20 protein-coding genes are annotated in these 24,578 nt (G+C 35.5%); 17 read left to right on the forward strand and 3 right to left on the reverse strand.

Annotation, left to right across the window (positions count from 1 at the left end):
• The first annotated feature begins 18 nt into the window (after positions 1–18).
• The 6 genes from K8B81_RS13555 to K8B81_RS13580 all read left to right on the forward strand — a co-directional run bounded on the left by K8B81_RS13555 (position 19) and on the right by K8B81_RS13580 (position 9,362).
• Positions 19–2,253, forward strand: a complete 2,235-nt coding sequence (locus tag K8B81_RS13555) for a glycoside hydrolase family 3 C-terminal domain-containing protein (protein ID WP_223682129.1) — start codon at positions 19–21, stop codon at positions 2,251–2,253.
• A 95-nt stretch (positions 2,254–2,348) separates the two neighbouring features.
• The gene (locus K8B81_RS13560; RefSeq protein ID WP_223682130.1) at positions 2,349–3,584 is read left to right on the forward strand and encodes a glycoside hydrolase family 5 protein; all 1,236 of its coding nucleotides are present in this window, start codon (positions 2,349–2,351) and stop codon (positions 3,582–3,584) included.
• A 112-nt stretch (positions 3,585–3,696) separates the two neighbouring features.
• The gene (locus tag K8B81_RS13565) at positions 3,697–5,643 is read left to right on the forward strand and encodes a sialate O-acetylesterase (protein ID WP_223682131.1); all 1,947 of its coding nucleotides are present in this window, start codon (positions 3,697–3,699) and stop codon (positions 5,641–5,643) included.
• Between the two features lie 259 nt (positions 5,644–5,902).
• Entirely contained in the window at positions 5,903–8,314 is a 2,412-nt protein-coding gene (locus K8B81_RS13570) for a glycoside hydrolase family 95 protein (protein WP_223682132.1), read from the forward strand.
• 234 nt (positions 8,315–8,548) lie between these two features.
• On the forward strand, positions 8,549–9,010 hold the full coding sequence (locus K8B81_RS13575; RefSeq protein ID WP_025539873.1) for a Panacea domain-containing protein: 462 nt from the start codon (positions 8,549–8,551) through the stop codon (positions 9,008–9,010).
• Between the two features lies 1 nt (position 9,011).
• On the forward strand, positions 9,012–9,362 hold the full coding sequence (locus K8B81_RS13580; protein WP_223682133.1) for a hypothetical protein: 351 nt from the start codon (positions 9,012–9,014) through the stop codon (positions 9,360–9,362).
• 168 nt (positions 9,363–9,530) lie between these two features.
• Here K8B81_RS13580 and K8B81_RS13585 read toward each other — a convergent pair whose 3' ends face one another.
• Positions 9,531–10,061, reverse strand: coding sequence for a CvpA family protein (locus tag K8B81_RS13585; protein ID WP_025539870.1), 531 nt, complete (start codon positions 10,059–10,061; stop codon positions 9,531–9,533).
• 142 nt (positions 10,062–10,203) lie between these two features.
• On the opposite strand from K8B81_RS13585, the gene K8B81_RS13590 reads away from it, so the two are divergent.
• From K8B81_RS13590 to K8B81_RS13600, 3 genes are all read left to right on the forward strand, one after another.
• Positions 10,204–10,560, forward strand: a complete 357-nt coding sequence (locus K8B81_RS13590) for a hypothetical protein (RefSeq protein WP_223682134.1) — start codon at positions 10,204–10,206, stop codon at positions 10,558–10,560.
• Positions 10,561–10,691: 131 nt separating this feature from the next.
• Positions 10,692–11,711 carry a phenylalanine--tRNA ligase subunit alpha gene (gene pheS / locus K8B81_RS13595; RefSeq protein ID WP_223682135.1) on the forward strand — a complete coding sequence of 340 codons (1,020 nt, stop codon included), beginning with the start codon at positions 10,692–10,694 and terminating at the stop codon, positions 11,709–11,711.
• Between the two features lie 80 nt (positions 11,712–11,791).
• A complete protein-coding gene (locus K8B81_RS13600) occupies positions 11,792–12,199 on the forward strand; it encodes a hypothetical protein (protein WP_025572189.1) in 408 nt (135 codons plus the stop codon).
• 175 nt (positions 12,200–12,374) lie between these two features.
• Here the strand turns inward: K8B81_RS13600 and K8B81_RS13605 are convergent, their stop codons facing one another.
• Together K8B81_RS13605 and K8B81_RS13610 are read right to left on the reverse strand one after the other, a co-directional pair.
• Positions 12,375–12,944 (reverse strand): 5-formyltetrahydrofolate cyclo-ligase, encoded by a 570-nt coding sequence (locus tag K8B81_RS13605; RefSeq protein ID WP_223682136.1) that lies wholly within the window; start codon positions 12,942–12,944, stop codon positions 12,375–12,377.
• Complete coding sequence (locus tag K8B81_RS13610) at positions 12,931–13,911, reverse strand: succinylglutamate desuccinylase/aspartoacylase family protein (RefSeq protein ID WP_025572192.1); 981 nt, start codon at positions 13,909–13,911, stop codon at positions 12,931–12,933. The genes K8B81_RS13605 and K8B81_RS13610 overlap by 14 nt, the downstream gene beginning before the upstream one ends.
• Positions 13,912–14,054: 143 nt before the next feature.
• Here K8B81_RS13610 and uvrC point away from each other — a divergent pair, with 143 nt between their 5' ends.
• The 8 genes from uvrC to K8B81_RS13650 all read left to right on the forward strand — a co-directional run bounded on the left by uvrC (position 14,055) and on the right by K8B81_RS13650 (position 24,571).
• Positions 14,055–15,848 carry an excinuclease ABC subunit UvrC gene (gene uvrC / locus K8B81_RS13615; protein ID WP_223682137.1) on the forward strand — a complete coding sequence of 598 codons (1,794 nt, stop codon included), beginning with the start codon at positions 14,055–14,057 and terminating at the stop codon, positions 15,846–15,848.
• A gap of 171 nt (positions 15,849–16,019) precedes the next feature.
• Complete coding sequence (locus K8B81_RS13620; RefSeq protein ID WP_223682138.1) at positions 16,020–18,209, forward strand: patatin-like phospholipase family protein; 2,190 nt, start codon at positions 16,020–16,022, stop codon at positions 18,207–18,209.
• Positions 18,210–18,423: 214 nt separating this feature from the next.
• Entirely contained in the window at positions 18,424–19,581 is a 1,158-nt protein-coding gene (locus tag K8B81_RS13625; protein WP_223682139.1) for a homogentisate 1,2-dioxygenase, read from the forward strand.
• 135 nt (positions 19,582–19,716) lie between these two features.
• Entirely contained in the window at positions 19,717–20,076 is a 360-nt protein-coding gene (locus tag K8B81_RS13630) for a four helix bundle protein (protein WP_223682140.1), read from the forward strand.
• 83 nt (positions 20,077–20,159) lie between these two features.
• Positions 20,160–21,320 carry a 4-hydroxyphenylpyruvate dioxygenase gene (gene hppD, locus K8B81_RS13635; RefSeq protein ID WP_223682153.1) on the forward strand — a complete coding sequence of 387 codons (1,161 nt, stop codon included), beginning with the start codon at positions 20,160–20,162 and terminating at the stop codon, positions 21,318–21,320.
• Between the two features lie 296 nt (positions 21,321–21,616).
• Positions 21,617–22,387: a DUF3108 domain-containing protein gene (locus K8B81_RS13640; RefSeq protein WP_025571166.1), complete on the forward strand. Its 771-nt coding sequence runs from the start codon at positions 21,617–21,619 to the stop codon at positions 22,385–22,387.
• A complete protein-coding gene (locus K8B81_RS13645; RefSeq protein ID WP_223682141.1) occupies positions 22,387–23,328 on the forward strand; it encodes a tryptophan 2,3-dioxygenase family protein in 942 nt (313 codons plus the stop codon). The genes K8B81_RS13640 and K8B81_RS13645 overlap by 1 nt, the downstream gene beginning before the upstream one ends.
• A 22-nt stretch (positions 23,329–23,350) precedes the next feature.
• Positions 23,351–24,571 carry a peptidoglycan DD-metalloendopeptidase family protein gene (locus K8B81_RS13650; protein ID WP_223682142.1) on the forward strand — a complete coding sequence of 407 codons (1,221 nt, stop codon included), beginning with the start codon at positions 23,351–23,353 and terminating at the stop codon, positions 24,569–24,571.
• Positions 24,572–24,578: the final 7 nt, after the last annotated feature.

Below are 24,578 nucleotides of genomic sequence, written 5' to 3' on the forward strand. Positions count from 1 at the left end.
AAAAACATCTAACGATCTATGAAAAACAAAATGATCATGTTATCAGCAGTTGTTTTGGCATTATTTACTTCTTGTAAAAATGATGCTCAAACAACAGCTTCAAATTCGGCGGAGACCGAAGAATACATTGGAAAAGAAATAGGTACAGAACATGATGCAGAAATCGACAAACTGATTTCGCAAATGACATTAGAAGAAAAAATAGGAATGCTTCACGGGAACAGCATGTTTGCTAACGCAGGCGTAAAACGTTTGGGAATTCCGGAATTAAAAATGGCAGATGGACCTTTGGGAGTTCGCGAAGAAATTTCAAGAGACAACTGGGCACCAGCTGGTTTAACAAACGATTTTGCAACGTATTATCCGGCAGGAGGTGCTTTAGCAGCTACTTTTAATGCAGAAATGGCGCATACTTTCGGAACCAGTTTAGGAGAAGAATTACGTGCAAGAGACAAAGACATGTTACTTTCGCCAGCGATCAATATGGTAAGAACACCGCTTGGAGGAAGAACGTACGAATACATGTCAGAAGATCCGTTTTTGAATAAAAAAATCGCTGTGCCTTTGGTGGTTGGTTTACAGGAAAAAGATGTAATGGCTTGTGTAAAACATTACGCAGCAAACAATCAGGAAACGAATCGTGATTTTGTCGATGTGCAGATTGATGAGCGTACGCTTCGCGAAATTTATCTTCCAGCTTTTGAAGCTACTGTAAAAGAAGCAAAAGCATACAGTATCATGGGAGCTTACAACAAATTCAGAGGTGAATATTTATGTGAAAACGATTATATGCTGAACAAAATTCTTCGCGACGAATGGGGATTTAAAGGAATTGTGGTTTCAGATTGGGCTGCGGTACATTCTACAGCAAAAGCTTTGAAAAATGGTTTGGATATCGAAATGGGAACACCAAAACCATTCAACGAATTTTTCTTAGCAGATAAATTAATTGCTGCAGTTAAATCGGGAGAAGTTTCAGAAAAAGAAATTGATCTTCACGTAAAACGTATTTTACGCGGTTTATTCCATATTAAAGCAATGGGTGGCGGAACGCGTGCAAAAGGAAGCATCGCAACAGAAGCACATTACCAAGACGCTTATGATATTGCTGCCGAAGCAATTGTTTTATTGAAAAATGAAAATAATGCGCTTCCGCTAAAATTAGACGGAGTAAAATCGATCGCCGTTATCGGAAACAATGCTACAAAGAAAAACGCGCTTGGCGGATTTGGTGCCGGAGTAAAAACAAAAAGAGAAGTTACGCCTCTTGAAGGTCTTAAAAATAGACTGCCTTCATCAGTAAAAATCAATTATGCTGAAGGATATTTAGAGCGTTATGATGAGAAAAATAAAGGAAACTTAGGAAATATTACAGCGAACGGGCCCGTTACAATCGATAAATTAGACGATGCAAAAGTTCAGGAAGCCGTTGAAGCAGCTAAAAACTCAGATGTAGCGATCATTTTTGGGGGATCCAACCGTGATTACGAAACAGAAGCTTCAGACAGAAGAGATTTACACTTGCCTTTCGGACAAGAAGAATTAATCAAAAAAGTATTGGCGGTTAATCCAAAAACAATTGTGGTAATGATTGCCGGCGCTCCGTTTGATATTAATGAAGTAAGCCAAAAAACGTCTGCTTTAGTTTGGAGCTGGTTTAACGGTTCTGAAGGTGGAAATGCTTTGGCAGATGTGATTTTAGGAAAAGTAAATCCTTCAGGAAAATTACCCTGGACAATGCCTAAGAAAATTCAAGATTCTCCTGCACACGCCACAAAAAGTTTCCCTGGAAACAAAGCGGTAAATTATGCAGAAGGACTTTTAATCGGATATCGTTGGTTTGATACCAAAAATGTCGCTCCATTATATCCTTTTGGTTACGGATTATCATACACGACTTTTGCTTTAGAAAATGCTAAAACAAACAAAACAGATTACGCGCAAAATGATGTAATCGAAATTTCTGTTGATGTTAAAAACACTGGAAAAGTTGACGGAAAAGAAGTGGTACAGGTTTATACTTCAAAATCAGATTCTAAAGTTACACGTGCTGCAAAAGAACTAAAAGGTTTCAAAAAAGCGGCCGTAAAAGGAGGAAGTTCAGAAACAGTAACGATTAAAATTCCTGTAAAAGAATTAGCGTACTACGACGTTGCTTCAAAAAAATGGACAGTGGAACCAGGAAAATATACTTTGAAAGTAGGAACTTCTTCAAGAGATATTAAAAAAGAAATCACAGTAACAATCAAGTAATTTTTTAAACCATATATGTTCGTTTAAAGTCAAATTTATAATTACTTACATCACTTGTATGATTTAGATTAAACAAACTAAACCTTAAGTTTAAAATGAAAAAAACAATCAAAGATTACTTAATAACTGCTATGTTTTTTATCTTTTTTGGAGGCGTTTTTGCTTGCAGTTCAGACAAAGAAACAGCAGAAATAATAGTCCCGGAAACAGTTGGGTTATATCCAAGTTATAATACCAATCCAATTGCAGCAGATCAAACTGGAATGTCGAGTACAGCTGTACAATTAGCAGCAAAAATTAAATTAGGATGGAACATCGGCAACACTTTGGAAGCAACCGGAGGCGAAACTGCCTGGGGAAATCCAAAAGTGACCAAAGCCTTAATCGACGCTGTAAAAGCAAACGGATTTAATGCCATCAGAATTCCATGTTCTTGGAACCAGAATTTAGAAAATGCTGCAACGGCAAAAATCAAAATAGATTGGTTAAACCGCGTAAAGGAAGTGGTTCAATATTGTGTAGATAACGATATGTATGTTTTGGTGAATATTCACTGGGATGGCGGTTGGCTGGAGAATAATATTACCGAAGCCAAAAAAGTAGAAAACAATGCCAAACAAAAAGCTTTTTGGGAACAAATTGCAACACACTTAAGAGGTTTTGATGAGCATTTACTTTTTGCAAGTGCCAACGAACCAGCGGTTGAAGATGCAACGCAAATGGCGGTTTTAAAGTCTTATCATCAAACTTTTATTGATGCCGTTCGTTCAACAGGAGGAAAAAACGCGTACAGAACTTTGGTAGTTCAAGGGCCAACAACTGATATCGAAAAAACAAACAAATTAATGACTTCATTGCCAACAGATAAGACGGCAAATAAAATGATGGTCGAAGTACATTATTATTCTCCTTGGAATTTCGCTGGTTTGACCAAAGACGAAACCTGGGGTAAAATGTTTTATTATTGGGGAGCTGGTTTTCATTCTACAACCGATACCGAACGAAATGCAACTTGGGGAGAAGAAGCCGATTTAGAAAAGAATTTCAAATTAATGAAAACGCAGTTTGTCGATAAAGGAATTCCTGTTTTGTTAGGAGAATTTGGAGCAATCAGAAGAACGACTTTAACCGGAGATGCTTTAACTTTACATTTAAACTCCAGAGCCTATTATTTAAAAACGGTGGTAAAAACAGCAAAAGCAAACGGATTATTACCTTTTTATTGGGACGAAGGAAGCTTAACAAATAATGGTTTTGGAATCATAAACAGAAGCAATAATACCGTCTTCGATACTCAAGCGTTAAACGCTTTAAAAGAAGGATTACTGTAAAAATCTTTTGAAAACCACATAAGTGATATAAGGTATTTTAAGTTTTTGATTTTCACCTGCTTAAATTTACTTATATCACTTATGTGGTTTAAATCATTTAATAAATAGAAAAATGAAAAAGTTAATTGTTTTTATTTTGTTGATATTTAGTGTTATAGTTAATGCTAAAGTGCGAATGCCTTTGCTGTTTTCTGACGGAATGGTGTTACAAAGAGACAAGCAAATTCCGATTTTGGGTTTTGCTGATGCAAATGAAAGTATCGAAGTGCATTTTAACAAACAAATCAAAAAGACAACAGCCGATAAAAATGGAAAATGGACATTAAATTTAAATCCAGAAAAAGCAGGTGGACCATTCGAATTAATCATTATCGGAAAAAATACAATCACGATAAAAAATGTTTTGGTTGGAGAAGTCTGGATTTGCAGCGGACAATCGAATATGGAATTTCAGGTTTCCAAAACACTGAACTCCGAAAAAGAAATTGCAGACGCCAATTATCCAATGATTCGTCATTTTGGTGTAGCGCAGGATTTAAGCGGAACTCCAAAAGACGATTTAAAACAAGGAAAATGGGAAGAAGCCAATAAACAAAACGTTGGTAATTTTACAGCTGTCGGATATTATTTCGCCAGAAAATTATATTCAGAATTAAAAATTCCAATCGGAATCATCAATACTTCCTGGGGCGGAACGAATGTAGAAACCTGGACAAGCCGTGAAGCATTTTTAAATAGTCCTGATTTTAAAGCAATGATTGTCGATGTTCCCGTGATGAACGTGGATTCAATTTCGAAACTGTACGCTAAAAAAATGAAAGAAAGAGTTGAAAAGATTCAAGGAACGGAAGTAAGTACCGCAAATGAAAATGCATTTAAAGAACTTTCTTTCGATGATAAAAATTGGGGCGATTTAAAAACACCGAGTTTATGGGAAAATCAGCCATTAGGCGATTTAGACGGCGTGGTCTGGATGAGAAAAACGATAACGCTTTCAGCGGATGATCTTAAAAATAAAGCTGTTTTGAGTCTCTCAAAAATTGACGATGAAGATATCACCTATGTAAATGGAATTGAAGTTGGTAAAAACAAGGTTTATGATGCTAAAAGAGTATATACCATTCCTACTACTATTTTAAGAGAAGGAACTAACGTAATTGCAGTAAGAATTGTCGATACCGGAGGAGGTGGCGGAATTTATGGAGAAGCTTCCGATTTAAAAATAACTCTCGGTACTAAAATTATTCCGCTTGACGGAAAATGGAAATTTAAAGTGATTGCCGTAAAAACAGCTCTGTCGCCAAATAGTTATCCGTCATTATTATACAACGCGATGGTAAATCCGTTGGTTCCCTATGCTGTTCAGGGTGTTTTATGGTATCAGGGCGAAGCGAATGTTTGGAGAGCTAATCAATACAAAAAAGCATTTCCTTTACTGATTACTGATTGGAGAACCAAATTCAAACAAGGTAATTTTCCATTCTATTTCGTTCAATTATCGACTTTCGACGAATTTGGTGGCAACAGCCAGAAAGGAAGCCGTTGGGCAGAACTTCGCGAAGCACAATCCGAGACTTTAAAATTGCCAAATACAGGAATGGCCGTTACAACCGATATCGGAAACGCAAAAGACATTCACCCAACCAACAAACAAGACATTGGTTTGCGTTTGGCGGCCATTGCGATGAACAATATTTACGGTAAAAAGCAAGTTTACAGCGGACCAACTTATAAATCTCAGGAAATAAAAGGAAACCAAATCATTCTGACTTTCGATAACATCGGGAGCGGACTTTCAACGCCTAATAACGATGAGTTAAAAGGTTTCGAAATTGCCGGTGCGGACAAAGTTTTTCATTCCGCGAAAGCGATCATCAAAGACAACAAAGTAATCGTTTCAATTGGAAATGTTTTAAATCCGGTTGCTGTTCGTTACGGATGGGCAGACGACGATACGGCAATCAATCTTTTCAATAAAGAAAAATTTCCGGCTTCGCCATTTAGAACCGATAATTGGGAAATGATTACAGTAAATGAAAAATATCAGGTGAGTAAATAGTGTGCAGTGCAATATTCCGGCAAGAGTCTGAATCTTTCTTACTATTTCTTTTTGCCGGATAGCCGTACGGCTTGGCAGTTGCTTCAAAAGAAGGTCAACGAACTCTGATGAAATGATTGTTTCAACGAAGAAAAACCTCACGTAACACCTGTATTCTCAAGAACTGGTAGGATTGAAGGGCTACTTACTGCAAAAAGGTATTATATTGCACATCCAATCTGAATGGACAATACATTAAGTTAAATCAAAAACCTTGTAAATGAATTCCAATTTCATTAAAAAAATAATCGTAGGATGCGGACTCTTCTTTTTTTTCCAGAATGCAACAGCACAATCCAGTCATGTTTTATGGTACAATAAGCCTGCTGAATATTTTGAAGAAAGCCTCGTTTTAGGAAACGGAAAAATGGGAGCGACCGTTTTTGGCGGAGTAAATACAGATAAAATTTATCTGAACGACATCACACTTTGGTCAGGTGAACCCGTAAATGCCAATATGAATCCTGAAGCCTATAAAAATGTACCTGCTATCAGGGCAGCATTGAAGAATGAGGACTATAAGTTAGCGGATGAATTAAATAGAAAATTAGAAGGATCTTATTCTCAGTCTTTTTCGCCACTTGGGACAATGCATATTTCGCATTTTAAAGACGGTACTAAAGCCACTAATTATTACAGGGAATTAGATATAAATGATGCAGTTTCAAAAGTAAATTATGAAATTGATAATGTAAAATACACCCGTGAATATTTTGTTTCAGCCCCTGATCAGATCATGGTTATTAAGATAACAGCTGATAAAAAAAACAGTCTGAATTTTTTAATAGATTTTGAAAGCTTATTGAAATTTAAAACGGATACTAGTAATAACCAATTAAAAATTAATGGTTATGCACCGTATCATGCAGAGCCAAGTTATGTTGAAAGTAGTAATCCAATTCTTTTTGATGAAAATAGAGGTACTCGTTTTACAAGTTTGGTTCAGATTAAAAATACGGATGGTTCTGTTATTACTTCAGATACTAAAATTGGCGTAAAAAATGCAACAGAAGCTTTGATTTTTGTTGCTATAGCTACAAGTTTTAATGGTTTTGACAAAAATCCTAGGACAGAAGGATTGGATGATAAGGCAATTGCAGCTGAAAATATGGCGAAAGCCATTTCTAAATCATATACTTCATTAAAAAAAGCTCATATTCTAGATTACCACAAATTATTCAAAAGAGTTAGCTTGGATTTAGGAAAGACAACTGCTCCTAATTTGCCTACAGACGAGCGTTTATTACGTTATTCAAATGGTGAAGAAGATAAAAATTTAGAGACTCTTTATTTTCAATATGGACGATATTTACTTATAAGTAGTTCCAGGACATTAGGTGTCCCTGCTAATCTGCAAGGTGTTTGGAATCCTTACATGCGTCCGCCCTGGAGCAGTAATTATACCACAAACATCAATGTTCAGGAGAATTACTGGCTCGCAGAAAACACAAATCTTTCTGAGTTACACAGGCCTCTTTTGAGTTTTATAAAAAATATTTCTGAAACTGGTAAAATAACAGCAAAAACATTTTATGGAGTAAATGGCTGGGCAGTGGCTCATAATTCTGATATCTGGGCGATGAGTAATCCTGTTGGAAATTTTGGTGGCGGAGATCCTAACTGGGCTTGTTGGAATATGGGAGGTGCCTGGTTGAGTACGCATATTTGGGAACACTATTTATTTTCTCAGGATTTAAATTACCTTAAAAATGAAGGTTATGATTTAATGCGGGGAGCAGCACAATTTTGTTTAGAATGGTTAGTTGAAGATAAGAATGGTAATTTAGTTACTTCTCCATCTACTTCTCCCGAAAACATGTATATTACTCCGAGTGGTTATGCGGGTGCTACTTTGTACGGTGGTAGTGCTGATTTAGCCATGATTAGACAGTGTTTCTCTAATGCAATTGAAGCTTCTAAAGTTTTAAATACTGATGCTGAATTTAGAACGAAACTTGAAAAGGCACTTTCAAAATTATATCCTTACCAAATTGGTAAAGCTGGAAATTTGCAAGAATGGTATTTTGACTGGAAAGACCAGGAACCGAAACACCGTCATCAATCTCATTTATTTGGATTGTTTCCCGGGAATCATATTTCGCCTTTAACAACACCTGACTTAGCCAATGCTGCCAGAACAACTTTAGAGATAAAAGGGGATGAAACCACAGGTTGGTCAAAAGGCTGGAGGATTAATCTTTGGGCAAGACTTTTAGACGGAAACAGAGCTTATAAAATGTACCGTGAATTACTTCGTTACGTTGATCCTGATGGAAAGAAAACAGAAAATCCGAGAAGAGGTGGAGGTACTTATCCTAATTTGTTTGATGCGCACCCGCCGTTTCAAATTGATGGAAATTTTGGCGGAGCTGCTGCTGTTGCAGAAATGTTGGTACAATCAGATGAAAACGAAATCCGATTACTTCCTGCTCTTCCAGATGCCTGGGAAACCGGTTCCGTAAAAGGGCTTTGCGCTCGGGGAGGATTCGAAATCGAAATGAAGTGGAGTAATAAAACACTGAAAAAAGTAACAGTATTTTCTAAAAACGGAGGGAAAACAACTTTAATCAGCGGTGATAAAAAACAAATTGTCACATTGAAAAAAGGACAAAAATTAGAAATAAACTGGTAATAAAATAAACCATATGTTGCAAACCCGACAGATTTTAAAATCTTTCGGGTTTTATATTTTAAGGAGTACAGATTATGATATTCAATTGTGTATTATTTAAAGGTTATAAAGAAAGATTTTGTCATTCTAACGCATCTTGGTAGATTTGTAAAAAGCATCTCATTAGCAAAACAACAACCATAAATTAAAAAAGCAATTGATTTTTAATTAACTTTGAAAATATATTTTATAATTATGGCTTACAATCCAACAACAGTGGCTAATTATTTCATAGAGAAGTATTCCAAAAACGGAGATCTTACCCCTATGAAAATTATCAAGCTAACCTACATTGCATATGGCTGGTATCTGGCGCTGACAGATAAACAGCAAAAGCTTATTGATGAAAACCCGATTGCCTGGGATTTTGGCCCTGTTTTTCCTTCTTTGTATTACAGTATTAAACAATACAAGAAAGAAAAAATCACTGAAAAAATTCCGAATGCTGTTAAGAATGAAAAGATATCAAGTGAAGATGAACAGTTTTTAGATAAGATTTGGGAGGTATATGGGAGATTTGACGGAGTATATTTAAGTGCCTTAACGCATATTGATGGAACGCCATGGCAAAAAGTATATCGGAAGGATTTAAATGCTGTGATTTCTGATGACGATATTTTTGAACATTATAAAAAGTTAAAACCAATTTCTAACTAAGATGTCGTTACTCAATTTAAGCCAGATTTCTATTGAAAATAGCGCTGCAGTAAGTCCTGTAGATATCGATAATGCCCGTATACAAAATCAAATCCTTGAAAACAGGCTGGGAAATGCGAAAGTAGGAAGGTTTATGGAAGACACAATCCTGCGAAGATATCTTACTTATATTTTTTCTTTTATCATTTTCCTTTGGCTGGCGGCTGTCATCTCAATTTTGTATTTTAATCACAATCTGGAGCTGAACCTTTCAGAGAGTGTGCTGATTACTTTATTGACCACTTCATCTGTAAATGTAATCGGAATGATGCTGATTATTCTGAAAAATTTATTTCCTCAGTCACCAAATTAGAACCGTTAAGCTCTATTTTTTAAGGTGATTAAGTTTTATTGATTTAATGTCAACTCAAAGATTGACCCTTAAATTATTTTAGTGCTTAAGCTAATTACTCTTCACTAATTACTCTTCACTAATTACTCTTCACTAATTACTCTTCACTAATTACTAAGACTAAATTAATCATTCTTTTCCTGTCGATTCCTCAGCATTCGCTTTTTTCAGTTTTTCATACCCTTTTTCAATCGAAGGATATACAAAAGCGGCTACTTTTTTAATCGGATTATAAAAAATATAATGGTCTAAAGTTTCTTTTTTAGCAAAAGTGTGGTTGAAATTAATTTTTTCAAACAGCGCTATAAAAATACTCACAATCAAAACAGTTTTCAAAACCCTGAAGACGCCCCCGCCCAACTTGTTGATCCATCCCAAATAAGCAAAATCAGCTATTCCGGTTAAAATTTTTGCTAAGAAATAAACCCCAATTACCACTAAAATAAAAGTCAGGATAAAAGCGGTAACCTGTACTGTGTTGGGATTCCAGGAAACATATTTTACAATGATGTTTTTTAAAAAAGAAGAGAATTTAATGGCTATATAAATTCCTAACAATAAAGAAATAAAAGAAGCAACTTCTACAAAAAGACCATTTTTAATGCCTTTGTATAGACTGAAGGCTAAAAGCGCGCCTAAAATGATATCGAAAAAACTCATGCTTACTGTCATTTTAATGAGGCGCAAATATAAAAGAATTTATCAGGGATATGTTGTCAAATTTCAACTCCGTATCTTTGCAGGCTAAATTTTATGGTTTTGAATTTATAATTCACAATTCATAATTTATAATTATTAAAAAATGTCAAGAGATACACAACTAAAAGAACGCTGGGAAAAGCTCGTCGATATATTGTCCAATCAGTTTTCACAGGGAGAAGACTTAGATTTGGATGCCATTATTTACCTTATTGGAGTTCAGGAACTCGGAAAAGTACACCGTGAATTTAAAAAAGATGAAAAACTAAACCTGATGCATATTGCAATCTGTCGATTGTTAGAGCCTTATGGGTTTTATGAATTCGAATATTTTGACGAAGAAGGCTGGCCGCATTATAAAGTAAAAGAACAATTACCATCCTTAAAAGCAGGGGAACAGTCGGTTTTGATGAAAGAAGCGATTGTGAATTATTTTCTGGAACGAGAACTTATTGATTAAAAACAGATGTTGGGGAGAAGATTTTATATTTTGGTCTGAAAATATAACAGAACTTTAGAAATACTTCTGACTTCTCACACCTAATATCTGACTTTTTTCCTTAAATTTGTACCCTCAATTGAAGAATGGAAATGATAGACAAGATAAAAGAACATATCGAGGAAGCTAAAGCCTTTAACGAGAAAAACAAAGAATCTTTAGAGAAGTTCCGTGTTAAATATTTAGGAAGTAAAGGTTTGTTGAAGGAACTTTTTACAGAGTTCAAAAACATACCAAACGATCAGAAAAAAGATTTTGGACAGGTAATAAATACTTTAAAAGCGGTTGCTGAAGAAAAAGTAAGAACGATTCAGGAAGAATTGGAAAGCAAGGAAGAAGTAAAAGGCTTTTTTGGAGACTTAACGCGTTCGCCTGAGCCTGTAATTATTGGTTCACGTCATCCTATTTCGATTGTTAAAAATCAAATTATAGATATTTTCGCCAACATCGGCTTCAACGTTTCCGAAGGTCCGGAAATCGAAGACGACTGGCATAACTTTACGGCATTGAACTTACCGGAATACCATCCGGCGCGTGATATGCAGGATACGTTTTTCATCCAGACCAATCCTGATGTGCTGTTGCGTACGCATACATCCTCTGTTCAGGTGCGTTATATGGAAAATCACAAACCGCCAATCCGTACGATTTCTCCGGGACGTGTGTTTCGCAACGAAGCCATTTCGTCACGTTCGCATTGTATTTTCCATCAGGTAGAAGGTTTGTACATTGACAAAGATGTTTCTTTTGCCGATTTAAAACAGACCTTGCTTTATTTTACTAAAGAAATGTTCGGAAAATCTAAGATTCGTTTGCGTCCGTCTTACTTTCCGTTTACAGAACCAAGTGCCGAAATTGATATTTACTGGGGCTTAAAAACCGAAACCGATTACCGTATCACTAAAGGAACAGGCTGGCTGGAAATTGGTGGCTGCGGAATGGTAGATCCAAATGTTCTTAAAAACTGTGATATCAACCCTGATGAATTCAATGGTTTTGCTTTCGGAATGGGAGTAGAACGTATTGCGATGCTGCTGTACCAAATTGGGGATATCCGTATGTTTTACGAAAATGATGTTCGCTTCTTAGAGCAATTCAAAGCAAATATTTAAAATAAAAATTATAAGTGAAAAGTGATTAGTTAGAAGTTCTGCTTCCTAATCACTTTTTACATTTTACAGCTCACAAAAAAATGAAAAAAGATATCATAATCCCCGAAGTTGAAAACGTATTCTTAGCCGCCGTTCAGGAGTGGAGCGACGATTTTATGGAAAAAGTATGGTACGCTTATCTGGTAAACGACAGCGACTTCAATTTAGACAGTGTCATGGTGGTTTCAAAAGCATTTGGAACTATTGATGGTGAAATGAAAAAAACATCTATTCTCCGTCATGCCTTTGTTGAGGTTCCAGCAGTTTCAGTAGTAAAAATCGAAATGATCGAAAAGAGCCTTTTGGTTTTAAACAACGAATTTATGGTAACTTTCTTTATCGGAAATACGTTGTACGATAAGAAATTCATTTTCAAATCAAACTTAATTAACGAAAACAATACCGAAGAAGTGCCGATTCTTTTTGTTGAAGGGATTATGGTGAAATAGGTTTTTAAAAAATCGCTGATTGTAATTATGAAATTCGTCAGTTCGAGTGTTTTTTGAGCAGAGAAACGAATCAAAAAATGTATCGAGAACCCTTGTGAAACGAAGACTTCTCGATACATTTTTGGCTAATAAAATCTATTTTCCAAAACTCGAAGTGACGTAAGTTGTGTTATTTTCAAAACCTATAAACCTTCTCAGGCGTCACGCAATAATCCAGTTTTATGTCCGATTCAAAAACATCATCAATCTGGGCTACAGCTTCAAAAAAAGAAAGCCCAATTTTGATGGTTTCTGGTTTGCATTCGGCTAAAAATTTATCGTAAAATCCTTTTCCGTAGCCAATACGGTTTCCAAAAACATCAAAAGCCAAAAGCGGTACAAAAACCACTTCGATAGTTTGAGAAGGAACTGGCAAACCATTTACAGGTTCTGGAATATTGTATTCGTTTTTTCTGATTTTGGTATTGTCAGTAAGTAAAAAGTGCGACATGATTCGGGTGTCAAAATCACTTTTAGAAATCACAATTTCTTTGTCTTTTCCGGAAAGTAAATGCAGAATGAACTCGGTATTTACTTCTTTTTGTTCTTCAATCGGAAGAAAAACATGATAATAAGTTTTATCCCAAATAGGTAAGGAGATCAATTGATTGCTTATTTCAAGGCTTTTTTCTTCAATAACTTCCTCAGTAAGTTCTTTTCGGAGCTTTTTATAGTGTATGCGAAGTTCTTTTTTAGTCGTCGGCATTGTCGTCTACATTTTTAGAAATATGGTAAATAGCATCGCCTTCATAAACAATTGGCGAATGATTGGCGTTGATGACAAAACCGTCATGCGGCGCTTTTACTTTTTGCTCAAATTTACCAAAAGGATCTGTAATGATGGCTAAAATAGTTCCTTTCGTAACAAATCGGCTTACCATATTATAATCGTGTAATAACCCGGATTGTTTGGCTCTCAGCCAGACTGAATTTTTAATATAAATAGAAGGAAAATCAGCTTTTTCCACTACATGTTTCGGGTCGAGCATATTTAAATAAGCAAGCAGACGTTTGGTACCTTTTACACCTTCATTGGCCACAGGGTTATTGATGTCCAATGATTTTCCGCCTTCAAAAAGCAGCATTTTTACATTCGCTTTTTCAGAAGTATTTCTAAAAGAACCATTGATGTTTTTCGAATACAAGGTAAACGGAGCATTAAAAACATCTGCCAGAAGTTTTAATTCGGGATTGTTCTCTGTAATTCGAATTTGCGGAGCATTAAAACGGCTTGCGCCTCCGGCATGAAAATCCACAGCATAATCAATAATAGGCAATATCTGATTGGTGATATGAAAAGCAAAACGGCTTGCAAGTGATCCTTTTTTGCTTCCGGGAAAAACACGGTTTAGGTCGCGCCCATCAGGAAATTCCCTTGATTTATTGACAAAACCGTAAATATTGATAATCGGAATGCAAATAATAGTGCCTCTTGTGGGACGGTTTATTTTTTTACTGATGATCTGGCGTACCACTTCGACACCATTTATCTCATCGCCGTGAATTCCGGCTGAAAATAAAACTACGGGGCCATCAATCTTAGACCTTCGAACAATAATCGGAATATTAAGCTTGGTTGTAGTATGTAATCTGGCGATTTCTACATTGATCGTTTTGTTTTCTCCGGGCAAAATCGATTCGCCAAAAAGAACCATTGGGGCATTGTTTTTCATGTCGGATTTTAAACAGGCTCTAAATATAGAAATTATTCTTTTGATTTCGTAAATTTGAAAAGATTTCAGTGTTAAGCTTTCCAGTACACACCGGAATGTTGTCTTGACAATGATATTTTAATATTCTCCAGAAATAAAACAGCATGCCAATACCGTCTTTAGAACTTCAAATTCAAACCCTGCCGGACAATCCCGGTGTCTATCAGTATTATGATAAAGACGGAAAGATTTTATATGTTGGAAAAGCAAAAAATCTGAAAAAAAGGGTTTCTTCGTATTTTAATAAAATTCATGATACAAGGAAAACCAATGTGTTGGTACGCAAAATCGTAACCATTAAACATATTGTAGTTCCTACAGAAACAGATGCGCTTTTATTAGAAAACAACTTAATCAAAAGCCTGCAGCCCCGTTATAACGTGCTTTTACGTGACGACAAAAGTTATCCGTGGATCTGTATCAAAAAAGAGCCTTTCTCCAGGATATTCCTGACCAGAAGAATGATAAAAGACGGATCTGAATATTTTGGTCCGTACACCAATTTCAAAATGGTATATACGATTCTGGATTTAATTAAAGAATTGTATCCGTTAAGAACCTGCAATTATGATTTGAGCGAATCGAATATCAATTCTGGAAAGTTCAAGGTTTGCCTGGAATATCATATCGGAAATTGCAAAGGGCCATGTGAAGGATTGGAGCCTTTAGAAGAATACCAAAGACAAGTCAACGCCATTCGTGAAATTCTGAAAGGGAATTTTAAAGAAAGTTTAAAGGATTTCAAAAAATTGATGAACACTTATGCGCAGAATTTGCAATTTGAAGAAGCGCAGAAAATAAAGGAAAAGATAGAAATTCTTGAAAATTATCAATCCAGATCGACCATCATCAATCCGAAGATTACCAACATTGATGTTTTCTCGATTGTATCTGACGAAAGTGCGGCGTATGTTAACTTTTTACAGATTTCGCACGGATCGATTATTCGTTCGCATACTTTAGAAATAAAGAAAAAGCTGGATGAGAGCGACGAAGAATTATTGGAACTGGCCATTGTAGAATTGCGGGAACGTTTTCAATTATTATCAAAAGAAATCATTGTTCCTTTTGAACTGGATTTAGGGGAGAACCTAAAAGTAACCGTTCCGCAGCTTGGAGACAAAAAACAGATTCTGGACTTGTCAATTCGAAATGCCAAATTCTACCGGATCGAACAATTGAAACAATTGCAGATTGTAGATCCGGATCGTCACGTAAACCGTATCATGTCGCAAATGCAGAAAGATTTACGTCTTCCTTCTGAACCTCGACATATCGAATGTTTTGATAACTCAAACATTCAGGGGACAAATCCTGTGGCTGCCTGTGTGGTTTTTAAAGACGGAAAACCAAGCAAGAAAGATTATCGCCATTTTAACGTAAAAACCGTTGTAGGTCCAGACGATTTTGCCTCTATGACCGAAATTGTATATCGCCGTTACAAAAGATTACTCGACGAAAACGAACCGCTTCCGCAGCTGATTATTATTGACGGAGGAAAAGGACAATTATCGGCCGCCCTGAAAAGTATTGATGAACTCGGATTACGAGGTAAAATTGCCATTATCGGAATCGCAAAACGCCTTGAAGAGCTGTTTTATCCCGGCGATTCTATTCCGTTGTATCTCGACAAAAAATCTGAAACCCTGAAGATCATCCAGCAATTGCGAAATGAAGCACACCGATTCGGAATCACTTTTCACCGTGATAAACGAAGCAAAGCGGCTCTTAATTCATCTGTTGAAAGTATTCCCGGAATTGGCGAAAAAACGATGCTTGCGTTAATACAACATTTCAAAAGTGTTAAAAGATTAAAATTGGCCACTGAAAAAGAAATTTCTGATGTAATAGGGGTATCAAAAGCCAAAAAAATTGTCGAATTTTACAAAACCAATTAGCAAATTTTTATGCGCCTAATCCAGCTGTCCATTTCAAACGCCCGGTCAAAAAGCTTTTTTTCTGCTGCAAAAAAAGGAGCTTCTATGGTCGCTCTTTTTTTACACGAAAAAATAGCTTTTTGTCTCTCGCGGTTTTCCATTTCCATCTGGGGCGGGGCATCAGTGTTTTTAATGCTAGTATCACTTAATCCGCAAAATTCATTTTCACAAGAAAAAAAACAGGACAGTATTAAAAGGCCAAAAATTGGTTTGGTATTGAGTGGTGGCGGGGCTAAAGGATTTGCCCACATCGGGGTTTTAAAAGTGCTTGAAGAAGCCGGATTAAAAGTAGATTACATTGGCGGAACCAGTATGGGTTCCATTATAGGAGGGCTTTATGCGACAGGATACAATGCAGCACAAATTGATTCTATTTTTAGACGAACTAATTTTGACGAACTCATTAATGATTATATACCAAGGGCTTCCAAAAATTTCTATGGTAAACGAAATGATGAATTATATGCTATTGTTTTGCCTTTTAGTAATTTAAGGGTTGGAATTCCCGAAGCACTTTCTAAAGGAATGTATAATTATAATTTACTAAGCAGTCTGACCCGGAATGTACGTCATGTACGTGATTTTAACAAACTGCCAACTCCTTTTTTATGTATCGGAACAGATATAGAAACAGGTGAGGAGGTATTACTGAATAAAGGAAATCTGGCCCAGGCAATGGTGGCAAGTGCCGCTTTTCCGTCTTTATTTTCTCCTGTTGAAGTAGATGGGAAATTACTGGTTGACGGAGGTGTTGTGAACAATTATCCTATTAAGGAGGTTCGTGATTTAGGAGCAGATATTATCATAGGAGTTGATGTGCAGGATGATTTGCTAAACAGAAAAGGCCTGAAAAATGCAACCCGTATTCTTGTTCAGATTACAAATATGCAGTCGATTGAAAAAATGAAGGCCAAAAGGGCAGATACAGATATTTATATTAAACCCGATATTCGTGATTTTGGCGTTATTTCATTTGACAGAGGCGGAGAAATTATCAGAAGAGGCGAAGATGCCACATTTGAAGTATATGAAAAAATTAAAGCTCTGGCAGAAGGGCAAAATTTTTATAGAAAGCCCAAATTAAAAATAGGTTCTGATACTCTTGAAATAGAAAAAATAAACAATACAAAGCTGACGGATTATACGAAAGAATATTTAACAAGCAAGCTTCGCTTTAAACCAGGAAGCACCATAACATATGAAGATCTTCGCGTAGGAATAAATAACATAGATGCAACACACAACTTTAGTGCTATTTCTTATTCGCTGGAGCCAAACGGAAATAAAGATGATTTGAATCTCGTACTGAAAGAGAATCCAACACATACTTATTTAAAACTGGGACTTCATTATGACGGACTTTATAAAAGTGCTGTTCTGCTAAACCTTACCCATAGAAAGACATTTTTAAAAAACGATAATACTTCACTGGATATCATTTTGGGCGATAATTTCAGGTACGATTTCAATTATTATGTCGAAAACGGTTTTAATATCAGTTTTGGTTTCAACTCAAGGCTTAATCAGTTTAACCGGAATGTAACAGAAAGTATTAGTAATCAGTTGGCAGGAAATCTGGATAATTTGATTAATGTTGATTTTTTAGATATCTCACACCAGGCTTATTTTCAAACTATTTTCGTGCAAAAATTCCTTATGGGCGGTGGACTTGAATATAAGTTCCTGAAAATAAAATCCCCAACACTGGATACTAATAAAACTATTGATGAAAGTAATTATTTTAGTGTTTTTGGTTATTTAAAATACGATTCTTTTGATAATAAAAGTTTCCCAAAAACAGGATGGTATTTTTCAGGTGACGTTCAGACTTATCTTGCATCATCGGATTATACACATCAATTCTATCCTTTTTCTACGGCAAAAGCCGAAATCGGTATTGCCAGAACAGTTTTTAACAGAGCTACAATAAAGTTTCAGTCGGATGCCGGGCTTGCTTTCGGGAATGACAGCGTACCCTTCTTCGATTATATACTGGGAGGATATGGTTATAATAAAGTAAATAATTTTAATTATTTTTATGGTTATGACTTCCTGAGTATTGCCGGTGATAGTTATATAAAAGCTGGTATAACGTTCGATTATGAAATATTCAGAAAAAATCACCTTAATTTTTCTGCCAATTATGCTAATCTGGGAGATGATCTTTTTAGCACAGTAGACTGGATTGATATGCCCAAATATTCGGGTTATGCAATAGGATATGGGCTGGAAACCATGATTGGTCCAATAGAAGTAAAGTATTCATGGTCGCCGGAAAATGCTAAAGGATATACCTGGTTCAATATTGGATTTTCGTTTTAATTTATAATTTAGCTCAATAAAAATTACGATATTTGTTGTAATGAAAACAAAATGGACAGGTTTATTAGAGTATCTTCAATTCCTCATCAAGAGAAATCCTGAGTAGGCTATCGAATTGAGGTAATTTGGGTCATCTAAAAATGATCAGATTATCTGTTCACTCAATTCTAATTTTTCGAATTATCTAATTTATAAATTATCTAATTGAAAAGCCATGCCATTATACCATAAACTCGGAAATTTTCCGCAAAAGCGACACACCCAGTTTGAAAAACCAAACGGAGGTTTTTATTACGAACAATTGTTTGGGACCGAAGGTTTTCACGGCCATTCATCATTGTCTTACCACATACACAGACCAACACAGATCAAAGAAATTTTAAATTCCTATTCGGTTGAGCCTAAAATTGCAATCGGAAAAAATATAAAATCATTATTATTTAAAGGTTTCGAATTAAAACCGGAGAATGATTTTCTGGACAGTCGAAAACCAATGTTGGTCAACAAAGACTGCATTATTGGTCTTGCCGCGCCAAAAGAATCACTTCGAAATTATTTCTACAAAAACGCCGATGCAGACGAAATGATTTTTATTCACAAAGGAAAAGGAAAACTTCGCACCATGTTGGGCAATATTCCTTTCGAATATGGTGATTACTTAATTATTCCACGTGGCATCATTTATCAAATTGATTTCGAGTCAGTAGAAAACCGTTTATTTTACGTAGAATCCTATGCTCCATTTTACACCCCAAAACGTTATAAAAACCAATCCGGCCAGCATTTAGAACATTCGCCATTTTGCGAACGTGATTTTATTCTGCCAAACGAATTGGAAACACACGATCAAAAAGGTGATTTTTTAATCAAAATCAAAAAAGAAGGAATGATTCACGAAGTGGTTTATGCCACACATCCGTTTGATGTTGTTGGCTGGGACGGCTATAATTTTCCATACGGATTCTCCATTCATAATTTCGAACCTATAACGGGACGTGTGCACCAGCCGCCTCCGGTACATCAAACTTTTGAAACAGCTGCTTTTGTAGTTTGTTCATTCTGTCCAAGACTTTACGATTATCACCCAAAAGCAATTCCGGCGCCCTACAATCACAGCAATATAGATTCTGATGAAGTGCTTTATTATGTTGATGGAGATTTTATGAGTCGTAATAACATCGAACAAGGTCATATCACTTTACACCCAAAAGGAATTCCACACGGACCCGCACCTGGAGCGATGGAAAGAAGCATTGGGCACAAAGAAACCCAGGAATTAGCTGTAATGGTGGATACTTTCCGTCCACTTATGGTTACTGAAGAAGCGATGAGATTGGATGATGGTCAGTACTACAAATCCTGGTGTGAATAATTAGTCAATGTGCCGATGAGATAATTAGAAAATTTTTAAATACGTCAATTAGGAAATTCGATAATTAAATATTGTAATTTTAAACCTACAAATAAATTATCTAATTGTCACATTTTCTAATTATCAAATTAAACAATGACCTTTAACGAAAAATACAAAGACAACGCTCTTTTAATTAAAACTTTCAATTTTGCATTAAATATTATTGACTACACAGCAGAACTTCAAGAACAAAAGAAGTTTGTTATCGCAAATCAATTATTAAAAAGCGGAACATCAATTGGAGCTAATTCAAAAGAATCACAAAATGCAGAAAGTAAAGCTGATTTCATTCATAAATTAAAAATAGCAATTAAAGAAGCAGACGAAACGGAATATTGGCTTTTTTTATGTGATGCACACAAAAGCTATCCTGACTGCAAAAATTTATTGAATGAACTCTCAGAAATATTAAAAATTTTAAACAAAATAATAGCAACATCTAAGAGAAATTAGATAATTAGTCAATGTGTCAATTAGGAAATTATCACATTCACTCATTTCAAAATTATCTAATTATCTAATTGACAAATTATCTCATTATGAAACAAGTAAAATCAGTAGAATACGGATTAGAAAAAATATTCGAAGGTGCTCAGGACTTCCTTCCATTATTAGGGACAGATTATGTGGAATTCTATGTTGGGAACGCCAAACAATCTGCACATTATTACAAAACAGCTTTTGGTTATCAGTCACTGGCTTACGCCGGATTAGAAACGGGAGTAAAAGACAGGGCGTCTTATGTTTTGAAGCAGGGCAAAATCAGGATTGTTTTGACAACACCTCTTACCGCAGATTCTCCAATCAATGAACATTTGAAAAAACATGGCGACGGCGTAAAAGTGGCAGCACTTTGGGTTGAAGATGCTACAAAATCGTATGAAGAGACTATGAAACGAGGGGCTCGCTCTTTTATGGAACCAACGGTTGAAGAAGATGAATTTGGCCAGGTAATTCGTTCCGGAATTTATACATATGGAGAAACCGTCCACATTTTTGTAGAAAGAAAAAATTACAATGGCGTTTTCCTTCCAGGTTATAAAGAATGGAAATCAGATTATAATCCCGAACCTACCGGATTAAAATACATCGATCACATGGTTGGAAATGTGGGCTGGAACGAAATGAATATCTGGGTAAAATTCTACGAAGAGGTGATGGGATTCGTAAATTTCCTGTCTTTTGACGACAAGCAAATTACCACAGAATATTCGGCATTGATGAGCAAAGTAATGTCAAACGGAAATGGAAGGATTAAATTTCCAATCAACGAACCGGCTGAAGGAAAGAAAAAATCTCAGATCGAAGAATATTTAGATTTCTATGGCGGACCCGGAATACAGCATATTGCTATTGCAACAGATGATATTATTAAAACAGTATCACAATTAAGAGCTCGCGGTGTTGAATTTTTATCAGCTCCTCCACATACTTATTATGAGGCCATCCCAGAAAGATTGGGTGTTCACATGGATATGATGAAAGAAGATATTAATGAAATTGAAAAATTAGCTATCATGGTAGATGCTGATGAAGATGGTTATTTATTACAGATATTTACCAAGCCAGTTCAGGACAGACCAACGCTTTTTTTCGAAATAATACAAAGAATGGGGGCGAAAGGCTTTGGCGCTGGTAACTTTAAAGCCTTGTTTGAATCAATAGAAAGGGAGCAGGCGTTAAGAGGTACATTGTAAATTTATGTTTTTTTTACATTATGTAAAAAAATCCCCTGTAAATTGATGATTTTAATGCAAATGTTTTGTTAAACTGCCTTTTTGCTATTTATTATTTAAACTTTGTATCTATCTTTGCACTCGCAAATCAGGAAGGGGTGGTTTCCTTCCTAAATTGATATAAATTTTCATAATTTATAGTTTTTTGGTTAGTTAATAGCATAAAAACTCAGTCATTCTTTTGACTGAGTTTTTTTGTTTTGGTATATTTGGAATAAAATTTGCGTTTATGGCTAGTAAACAGTAAATATCTTATTATGAAAAAACTAATTCTATTCATATTTATACTCACCACACTAAGTTTTGATACCTACAAAGAAGATGCTTTTGATGTGGGGGAATATTTTAAATTCAGGATCCACTACGGAATTGTTAATGCAGGTTATGCTACTTTAGAAGTTAAAGAAGCTGTTGTGAACAACAAAAAAGTTTTTCACGCAGTGGGTAAAGGATACACAACCGGAATGTCAAAATTTTTTTTCAAAGTAGAAGATTTATATGAAAGCTATTTTGATAAAGAAAGCGGTGATCCATACCGATACATCCGAAAAATAAACGAAGGAGGTTACACGAAAAATCAGGAAGGTTTTTTCATGCAGTCACAAAATCGTGTTTTGGTAAAAGATTATAAACGTAAAACCGAAAAAACGATTGTTGTTAATGATAATGTACAGGATATAATTTCGGCTTTTTATTACCTGCGCAATCATCCTAATATCGACAAACTAAAATCGGGTGAGTCCATTACAATTGATATGTTTTTTGATGAAGAGATCACAAAATTTAAGTTAAAATATATAGGTCGTCAGGATATTACAACTAAATTTGGCACCGTTTCTACTATGGTTTTTAAACCTTTAGTACAGACAGGCCGGGTTTTCAAAGAAAAAGAAAGTGTAACGCTTTGGATAACAGACGATAATAATAAAGTTCCGGTTAGAATAAAAGCAGATTTAGCAGTTGGATCACTTAAGGCTGATATTGACGAATATAAGGGATTAAAATATCCATTTAAAGTAAAAAAATAATGAATACCACGGATAATTCTGAATCAATCCTAAAAGAAATTGATCTTAAATATAAAGCCATAAATCAAAAAACAGATGTCCAGCTTGAAGGGTTGCTTTGGTCCAAACCAATCACCTATTGGGATTATATTCAGACTGATGCACTTTTAAACCTTCAGATACAGCGTACCACACTTCCTGATGAAATGGTTTTTATTATGTATCATCAGGTAAACGAACTGATCTTTAAAATGATTCTGTGGGAAATTGACCAGATTGCCGATACAGAAAATATTCAGGTTGATTTTTTTAGCGAAAGACTTTCCAGGATTACCCGTTATTTTGATATGTTGACCAACTCTTTCAGTATTATGGAAAACGGAATGGATGTAGAGCAATACATGAAGTTCAGAAACACCCTGACTCCCGCAAGTGGTTTCCAGAGTGCCCAGTATAGAATGATAGAATTTGCTTCGACTGATGTTATTAACTTGACAGATAGAAGATATAAAGTTAATTTTGATGAAAACACAGATTTAGAAACCTCTTTTGAACATTTATACTGGCAGGCAGCAGGGAAAGATTATCAGACAGGCGAGAAATCATATTTGCTTCAGGAATTTGAAAAGAAATATAAAGGACAGTTTTTACGTCAGATGTCAGAGTTCAAAACGAAGAATATCTGGCAAAAATTTACCCAGTTGCCTGTCGAAGACCAGCAAAATCCCGATTTGATTCTGGCAATGCGTCATTATGATTATACTGTTAATATTACCTGGGTAATGCAGCATTTAAATACAGCTATAAAATATATTCTGGAAAGCGGAAAAGGAAACGGAGAAGCTACAGGTGGAAGCGACTGGCAAAAATATATGCATCCAAAATACCAAAGACGCATCTTTTTTCCTAAATTGTGGACCGAAGAAGAATTGTCCAATTGGGGGAATGAGCCGACGGCTTAGTTTTCCAGAAAAAAATAAAAGTTTGAAAAAAGCATTCGTAATTATAATACTCTTATTTTCAATAATTTCTTGTAATAAAAAAGAAGAAAAAGTTGAAATTAAAATTACTAAACCAAAAACTAAAAAAGTAGAATTTGGATTTAATTACAATGATTTTAATGTGGTTCACGATACTGTAAAAAAGGGTGATTCTTTTGGATCCATAATTCAGCGTCAAAATATTGGCTCAAAACAGGTCTATAATATCGTTGAACAGGTGAAAGATTCTTTTAATGTAAGGTCTATTCGCTATAATAAGCCTTACACTATTCTTCGTTCAAAAAATAAAACCAATAAACTACAGTTTTTTATTTATCAGCCGGATGCCCTTACTTATTACGTTATTGATTTTAGGGATACGGTTGCAAATGCTTATAAAAAAGTAAAACCGGTTACGTTTAAACGTAAAATAATTGGCGGGGTTTTAAAAAGCTCCTTATCTGAAACTTTGGGAAATAATAGTGTAGAAGCCGCACTTGCAAACCGAATTACGAAAGTATTTTCCTGGTCAATTGATTTCTTTAAACTTAAAAAAGGGGATCGTTACGGTTTGATTTTTACAGAACGTTTCATCAATGGTAAAACTTATGATGGTGTAGAAGATCTACAAGCTGCTTTTTTTGAATACAAAGGAAAAATCGTTTATGCTTTTCCGTTTGAAAAAGACACGCTGTCCGGAAAAATTGAATATTATGATGATGAAGGAAAGACACTGAAAAACTTCTTCTTAAAAACACCAATAAAATTCAGTCGAATCACTTCCAGATTTACGATGAACAGGTTTCACCCTGTACAGCACAGATGGAAAGCCCATAAAGGAACTGACTATGCAGCTCCAAGAGGAACTCCAATTTCTACAACAGCATCAGGAGTAGTAGAGCAGACAGGCTACACCGCCGGAAACGGAAACTTTGTAAAGGTAAAACACAACGGTACTTATTCGACCCAATACTTACACATGTCTAAAATTCTGGTACGCCGCGGACAGCGTGTTACACAAGGGCAGACTATTGGTCTGGTTGGAAGTACAGGATTGGCTTCCGGTCCTCATGTTTGTTACCGTTTCTGGAAAAACGGCATTCAGGTAGATGCCCTTCGATTAAACCTTCCAACAGGAGAATCATTAACAGGAAATGATAAAACCCGTTTCTTAAAACAAATGGAACCTTTAAAGAGAGAGTTGGATAGTATTGGGAATCTTTAGTTTTGAA

The organism is Flavobacterium hibisci, from assembly GCF_020026925.1.
GTDB lineage: Bacteria > Bacteroidota > Bacteroidia > Flavobacteriales > Flavobacteriaceae > Flavobacterium > Flavobacterium hibisci.

What these genes read in the sequence shown, in the direction of transcription:
- K8B81_RS13555 (WP_223682129.1), top strand. Translation starts at nt 19, where the DNA reads ATGAAAAACAAAATGATCATGTTATCAGCAGTTGTTTTGGCATTATTT.
- K8B81_RS13560 (WP_223682130.1), top strand. Translation starts at nt 2,349, where the DNA reads ATGAAAAAAACAATCAAAGATTACTTAATAACTGCTATGTTTTTTATC.
- K8B81_RS13565 (WP_223682131.1), top strand. Translation starts at nt 3,697, where the DNA reads ATGAAAAAGTTAATTGTTTTTATTTTGTTGATATTTAGTGTTATAGTT.
- K8B81_RS13570 (WP_223682132.1), top strand. Translation starts at nt 5,903, where the DNA reads ATGAATTCCAATTTCATTAAAAAAATAATCGTAGGATGCGGACTCTTC.
- K8B81_RS13575 (WP_025539873.1), top strand. Translation starts at nt 8,549, where the DNA reads ATGGCTTACAATCCAACAACAGTGGCTAATTATTTCATAGAGAAGTAT.
- K8B81_RS13580 (WP_223682133.1), top strand. Translation starts at nt 9,012, where the DNA reads ATGTCGTTACTCAATTTAAGCCAGATTTCTATTGAAAATAGCGCTGCA.
- K8B81_RS13585 (WP_025539870.1), bottom strand. Translation starts at nt 10,061, where the DNA reads ATGAGTTTTTTCGATATCATTTTAGGCGCGCTTTTAGCCTTCAGTCTA.
- K8B81_RS13590 (WP_223682134.1), top strand. Translation starts at nt 10,204, where the DNA reads ATGTCAAGAGATACACAACTAAAAGAACGCTGGGAAAAGCTCGTCGAT.
- pheS (WP_223682135.1), top strand. Translation starts at nt 10,692, where the DNA reads ATGATAGACAAGATAAAAGAACATATCGAGGAAGCTAAAGCCTTTAAC.
- K8B81_RS13600 (WP_025572189.1), top strand. Translation starts at nt 11,792, where the DNA reads ATGAAAAAAGATATCATAATCCCCGAAGTTGAAAACGTATTCTTAGCC.
- K8B81_RS13605 (WP_223682136.1), bottom strand. Translation starts at nt 12,944, where the DNA reads ATGCCGACGACTAAAAAAGAACTTCGCATACACTATAAAAAGCTCCGA.
- K8B81_RS13610 (WP_025572192.1), bottom strand. Translation starts at nt 13,911, where the DNA reads ATGAAAAACAATGCCCCAATGGTTCTTTTTGGCGAATCGATTTTGCCC.
- uvrC (WP_223682137.1), top strand. Translation starts at nt 14,055, where the DNA reads ATGCCAATACCGTCTTTAGAACTTCAAATTCAAACCCTGCCGGACAAT.
- K8B81_RS13620 (WP_223682138.1), top strand. Translation starts at nt 16,020, where the DNA reads ATGCTAGTATCACTTAATCCGCAAAATTCATTTTCACAAGAAAAAAAA.
- K8B81_RS13625 (WP_223682139.1), top strand. Translation starts at nt 18,424, where the DNA reads ATGCCATTATACCATAAACTCGGAAATTTTCCGCAAAAGCGACACACC.
- K8B81_RS13630 (WP_223682140.1), top strand. Translation starts at nt 19,717, where the DNA reads ATGACCTTTAACGAAAAATACAAAGACAACGCTCTTTTAATTAAAACT.
- K8B81_RS13640 (WP_025571166.1), top strand. Translation starts at nt 21,617, where the DNA reads ATGAAAAAACTAATTCTATTCATATTTATACTCACCACACTAAGTTTT.
- K8B81_RS13645 (WP_223682141.1), top strand. Translation starts at nt 22,387, where the DNA reads ATGAATACCACGGATAATTCTGAATCAATCCTAAAAGAAATTGATCTT.